The sequence below is a fragment of the Pseudomonas edaphica genome (assembly GCF_005863185.1).
Lineage (GTDB): Bacteria > Pseudomonadota > Gammaproteobacteria > Pseudomonadales > Pseudomonadaceae > Aquipseudomonas > Aquipseudomonas edaphica.
In genome coordinates this window covers 1-5,357 of the sequence record NZ_VBVZ01000434.1, presented here as the reverse complement: position 1 = coordinate 5,357, position 5,357 = coordinate 1, and the positions used below count along the sequence as shown (strand labels likewise).

Sequence of the window (5,357 nt, the reverse complement as noted above, 5' to 3'; positions counted from 1 at the left end):
CCTTCGTAGGGCAGCGTGCCCCACGGGCCGGTGCCGGAATTGTTTGTGCAGCAACTGGGCACCGAAGGCCCAATGGGCCGCAGCGTCACGGATGTGGCGAAGTTATTGAGCATCCAGGCCGGTTACGACCCTCGGGTGCCGCTCTCATCCAAGGACGATCCGTCGGTGTTCGGCTTGCCGTTGCAGCGCGATTTCAAAGGCGCGCGCCTGGGCTGGCTGGGGGATTACAACGGCTACCTGCCGATGGACGAGGGTGTGATGAGCCTGTGCGAGTCGGCTCTCGGCGATTTTGCTGCGCTGGGCTGCGAGGTGGAAAGCTGCCAGCCGGAATTTTCCCTGGCGCGGCTATGGCGCTGCTGGCTGGTGCATCGCCATTGGTTGGTGCACGGCAACCTCGGTGCGGCCTACGCCAACCCGCAAAAACGCGCGTTGCTTAAACCCGAAGCGCAATGGGAAGTGGAGGGCGGGCTGGGCTTGAGTGCGCAGCAGGTGTACCAGGCGTCGGTGGACCGCAGCGAGTGGTATCGCGCCTTGGCCAAGCTGTTTGAACGTTACGATTTCCTGCTGTTGCCCAGCGCCCAAGTGTTCCCTTTTGATGCACAACAGGCGTGGCCGCGCAGGGTGGGTGGGCGTGAAATGGACACCTATCACCGGTGGATGGAAGTGGTGATCGGCCCTACGTTGGCAGGCTTGCCGAGCATGAGCATTCCGGTGGGCTTCAATCCTCAAGGCTTGCCCATGGGCTTGCAGATCATCGGCCCGGCCCAGGCGGACCGCGCTGTCTTGCAGCTGGCTTATGCTCATGAACAGCTGACGCAATGGGTACAACGCCGCCCGCCTGCGTGCCTTGAATCGATGAGTTGACCTGCGATCGGGCCTGTATCTTGCTGTGAAAAATGATCATCCACCGGCAACATGCGCAACGCCAGCGCCACCGCCGCCCCGCCGCTGCTGCCTCCGGCCACCAAACGTGGGTCATAGGCATTGCCGGTGGTGCCGAACAGCGTGTTGTAGGTCTGCGAGCCGAGGCCGAATTCCGGCACGTTGGTCTTGCCGATGATGATCGCGCCGCTGGCCCGTACGCGCGACACGCTGATCGCATCTTCGGCGGGCACATGCTCGGCGAACAACGGCGAGCCCAAGGTGGTGCGCAAGCCCTTGGTGGCCGCCAAATCCTTGATCGCCTGGGGCATGCCGTGCATCCAGCCTCGCGATTGGCCCTGGTCCAACTCACGATCACAGGCACGCGCTTCGGCCAGCACTTCATCGGCATCACGTAACGACACCAGCGCATTCACACTCGGGTTAAAACGCTGGATCTGCGCCAGGTAATCGCCCATCACGTCTTCACACGACACCTGCCGCGCATGGATCGCTTGCGACAGCTGCGTGGCATCCCAATCAACACGGCTCAAGGCTTCACCTCATTGGAAAAGGGCAGCGTTTTTTTCGCCCGTGGGGCTTCGTGCATGCAGTAAGTGCCCATCAACGTCAGCACGCAAGCGAACAGTACATAAAACGACGGCGCCACTGGCGTACCCAGTACTTTGGTCAGCCAGGTCACGATCAACGGTGCGAAACCGCCGAACACCATGACCGCGACGTTATAAGCCACCGACACACCCGTTGACCTCACCTCAATCGGAAACTGCTCGGCCAGGGCCGTCGGTGCCGGGCCGAAAAAGCCGCCGATGACCGTGCACAGCAGCACTTGCATCACCAGCAAGCGCTCGATGGACGGTGCCGCGGCCACCCACACATACAACGGGTAAACCATCACAAAGAATGCCAGGGTGAAAGCCATCAACACCGGCCGCCGCCCCAGCCGGTCCGAGAGCATGCCGGACAGCGGAATCACCACGGTCATCAGCGCCACTGCGAACATCTGCACCATTAGCACTTGGTCCAGCGGCAAACCGAGGCTCTTGTGCGCGAAGGTCGGCATATTCACCAGCACCACGTAGAACGACACCGTCGCGCCGCAGGCCAAGCCCATGGAGACAAGGATGCTGCGCCGATGCTCGCGCAGCACGCCCATCAAGCTCGGCGCCGGGCCGGTGGCCTGTTTGCGTGCCTGGATAAACTCTTCCGGGTCTTCCAGGTGCCGGCGAATCCACAAGCCCACCGGGCCGATCAGCAAGCCCAGCACAAACGGCACGCGCCAGCCCCACAGGTCGAGGGTTTGCGGCGAAAAGAAGTGCGTGACCAACGCCACCATCGCCGCCCCACCAAATACCGCCAGGCATTGCCCCACCAACTGCCAGGAGCCATACAAGCCCTTGCGATGGGCCGGCGCACTTTCCACCAGAAACGCCGTGGCACTCGCGTACTCACCGCCGGTGGCAAAGCCCTGGAGCATGCGCGCCACCACAATCAGCAGCGGCGCGCCCATGCCGATGGCGGCGTAATTGGTCGCGAAGGCGATCAATGCGATAGACACGGTCATCAGCCGGATAATCAACTGCATCGCGGCTTTGCGGCCTTTGCGGTCGGCATAAATGCCGAGCAGGATGCCGCCCACCGGGCGCATGAAAAAGCCCACGCCGAAGGTGGCCAGGGCCATCAGCAGCGAGGCGTATTCATCCTGCGACGGAAAGAATTGCCGGGCAATGATGCTGGCCAGAAAGCCGTAAACGATAAAGTCATACCATTCCAGCGCATTGCCGATCACAGCCGCCACCACCTGGCGGGTGCGCGATACGCCTGTGTTTGAAGTCTGCATGAGGAACACTCCATTCAACCGATAAGGGCAAGGGTCCAGCGGCAGAAAAAAAGAGGTCGTCAGGCAGGCTTGAGCCAGCTCTCGGCCAGCGCGCCCCAGTAGGCGGCGCCGGTCAGCAGGATGTCGTCGTTGAAGTCATAGGCAGGGTTATGCACCATCGGCCGCGACACGCCGTTGCCGATAAACAGGTAACTGCCGGGGCAGCGTTGCAGCATCCAGGCGAAGTCTTCACTGCCCATCAGCGTGCGGGTGTTGCCGTCCACCGCGTCGGCGCCGAGCAAGGCAATGCCGACCTGGCGAGCGAACTCGGTTTCTTCGGCGTGGTTGACCAGCACCGGGTAGGCCGGGCGGTGTTCGACCTGCACCGTGCAGCCGAAGCTCGCGGCCTGGGTCTGGATGATCGCGTTGACCCGTTCGAGCATCTGCTCGCGCACCTTGGGGTTCAGCGCGCGCAGGCTCAGGCGCAACAGCGCTTGCTGAGGAATCACGTTGGCGGCCTGCCCCGCTTGCAGCGCACCGACCGTGACCACGGCGGCTTCCTGGGTGTCGATATTGCGCGCCACCACCGTTTGCAACGCCATGACCATACTCGCCGCCGCCACCAGCGGATCCACCGTCAGATGCGGCATGGAACCGTGGCCACCGACGCCTTCCAGCGTCACCGTGAGCAAGTCCTGCGAGGCCATCATCGGCCCGACCCGCAGGCCCAGATGCCCCGCCGGCAAGCCCGGCATATTGTGCATGCCGAACAGGCCATCGCACGGAAAGCGCTCGAGCAAACCATCGGCCAGCATCGCCTCGGCGCCGCCCTGGCCTTCTTCGGCGGGTTGGAAAATCAGGTTCAAGGTGCCGTCAAATTGCCGCGTCGCCGCCAGGTAACGCGCGGCGCCGAGCAGCATGGTGGTGTGGCCGTCATGCCCGCAGGCGTGCATGCAACCAGCGTGCTGGCTGGTGTAGGCCGCGCCGGTGTTCTCGATGATGGGCAAGGCGTCCATGTCGGCGCGAATCCCCAGCGTGCGCGAGCTGCTGCCATTGCGCAGCACGCCGACCACACCGGTTTTGCCGATGCCGGTGTGCACCTCGTAGCCCCATTCTTTCAAGGACTGCGCAACGAGCGCGCTGGTGCGGTTTTCTTCAAAGCCGAGTTCGGGATGGGCATGGATATCGTGGCGCACAGCGTGCAAGTCGCTGGCGACATCGCTGAGCCAATCCAGAATGTGCTGGTGTGGGCGCATGGTGATTCTCCTCACAGGCGGGTGGTCCCGTTCTTGTTGGCGGCACATCGACAGCTAAGCGCGATGTGGGCGCGAGGACAATCAAAGGTGGTTCCACTGGGTGGAACCTGAGGCCGACACCTAATAACCCTGTGGCGAGCAAGCTTGCTTGCGCTGGGGTGCGAAGCGCGCCCAAAACGCGGGGCCCAACAACTAGAGGTTCCGTTCTCAGAAAGCAGAGGCCGCGCGAACGGGCACTATTTTTTCAGCCACAACCACAGCCCATAGAAGACGCCAAGCGGAATGGCAAAAACGAAATAAAACATCCATAGCAGTGTGTGACCACCATTCGATGCGGCGGTCTGTAGGGGATGTGTCGCCCAAAATTCTTTTCCAGTAAAACGAAAGACAACGTTTTCGACTGCACGCCTGGCCAGCGGGAACAACAGCGCATTAACCCCGCAGATCAAAATATAGATCGCGGCCTTTTCGCTTGATTTGAAACCGTAGACGCTCATGCAAAAAATAAACAACGCAATAACGAAGCTTTTTAAATAATAGTTTTTCTCCAGGCCCATTCGCGTTCTTATCATCCTGAAGTATTTTTCGGCCTTGCGCCCCAGCGTCATAAGTCTCCTTTTATGCCTGTTAACAGCCGACGTGTGTGGGGTCGGCCGCGGGCAAGGTTACTACAGGGGCGCGCGCTGGAAACACAGCACCCGGCAAGTTTCAAGGCAACAACCGACACTTCTGCCGCTGCGCATAACCCTGTGGCGAGCAAGCTTGCTTGCGCTGGGGTGCGAAGCGCCCCCAAAAAGCCGGTGACTGCTGCGCAGTCAAACGGGACGGTACGGCGATCCGACAAGCTCCCTCGCCACACAACGCAGATTGCGGACAGCTATTGGCCACCGGTTGCGACGGCGCGTGCATAGGGTTAACCTCGCCTCCGTCGCTGCTCATCAGCGACCGGGCGTGGAATCCCGAGAAAAGAAGCTCTTTTTGGTTGTACCAAAGGAGCAAGCATATGCCGTACGAAATACCCTCAGCCGAAACCCTCGGCGCCGCCACCTTCGCAGACTGCGGAGAAAACAAAAGCCACCTGAAACTGTTCCGCGTCAACGCCGGGGTTCCGCTCGTAGAAGCCCTCGAACACGCATCCCATGTGCTCTATTACGCAAAAATGCTCTCCCTTGAAGCTGCCATGGACCCCAAGGCAGAGAAGTTCGAGTTCGCCTCGCATTACCTGGGGGAAATGGGCAAGGCGATCATCGATGACCTGTTGCTGGCCTTGCAGCCTGGCAGCCCAACCCCGCAGTAAGTCGTCCGCGCCCGGTGCAGTGCATCGGGCGCCTGTCCGGACTGCCTCATTTCCCAAGATCAGCACAAATCCATGTGGGAGCTGGCTTGCCTGCGATGGTGGC

General features: G+C 61.3%; 4 protein-coding genes and 2 pseudogenes. 2 read left to right on the top strand and 4 right to left on the bottom strand.

Going from position 1 to position 5,357, the window contains the following annotated elements; genetic code table 11:
- Window positions 1-9: 9 nt before the first annotated feature.
- A pseudogene (locus tag FEM54_RS23485) lies at window positions 10-864 on the top strand (amidase family protein); the annotation flags it as partial.
- Between the two features lie 35 nt (window positions 865-899).
- On the opposite strand, the pseudogene FEM54_RS23480 reads toward FEM54_RS23485, so the two are convergent.
- The 4 genes and pseudogenes from FEM54_RS23480 to FEM54_RS23465 all read right to left on the bottom strand — a co-directional run.
- A pseudogene (locus FEM54_RS23480) lies at window positions 900-1,415 on the bottom strand (amidase family protein); the annotation flags it as partial.
- A complete protein-coding gene (locus tag FEM54_RS23475) occupies window positions 1,412-2,722 on the bottom strand; it encodes a citrate-proton symporter (protein ID WP_138453335.1) in 1,311 nt (436 codons plus the stop codon). The gene FEM54_RS23475 and the pseudogene FEM54_RS23480, both read right to left, overlap by 4 nt.
- A 59-nt stretch (window positions 2,723-2,781) precedes the next feature.
- Window positions 2,782-3,957, bottom strand: a complete 1,176-nt coding sequence (locus FEM54_RS23470) for a M20 aminoacylase family protein (protein WP_138453334.1) — start codon at window positions 3,955-3,957, stop codon at window positions 2,782-2,784.
- Between the two features lie 236 nt (window positions 3,958-4,193).
- Window positions 4,194-4,565, bottom strand: a complete 372-nt coding sequence (locus FEM54_RS23465) for a colicin E1 family microcin immunity protein (protein ID WP_017137259.1) — start codon at window positions 4,563-4,565, stop codon at window positions 4,194-4,196.
- Between the two features lie 395 nt (window positions 4,566-4,960).
- Between FEM54_RS23465 and FEM54_RS23460 the strand changes: the two genes are divergently transcribed.
- Window positions 4,961-5,254, top strand: a complete 294-nt coding sequence (locus FEM54_RS23460) for a DUF3077 domain-containing protein (RefSeq protein ID WP_138453333.1) — start codon at window positions 4,961-4,963, stop codon at window positions 5,252-5,254.
- The last annotated feature ends 103 nt before the right edge of the window (window positions 5,255-5,357 follow it).

Bases quoted from the DNA above. Each gene is read 5' to 3' on its own strand.
- FEM54_RS23470 (WP_138453334.1), bottom strand. From the start codon at position 3,957: ATGCGCCCACACCAGCACATTCTGGATTGGCTCAGCGATGTCGCCAGC.
- FEM54_RS23460 (WP_138453333.1), top strand. From the start codon at position 4,961: ATGCCGTACGAAATACCCTCAGCCGAAACCCTCGGCGCCGCCACCTTC.
- FEM54_RS23475 (WP_138453335.1), bottom strand. From the start codon at position 2,722: ATGCAGACTTCAAACACAGGCGTATCGCGCACCCGCCAGGTGGTGGCG.
- FEM54_RS23465 (WP_017137259.1), bottom strand. From the start codon at position 4,565: ATGACGCTGGGGCGCAAGGCCGAAAAATACTTCAGGATGATAAGAACG.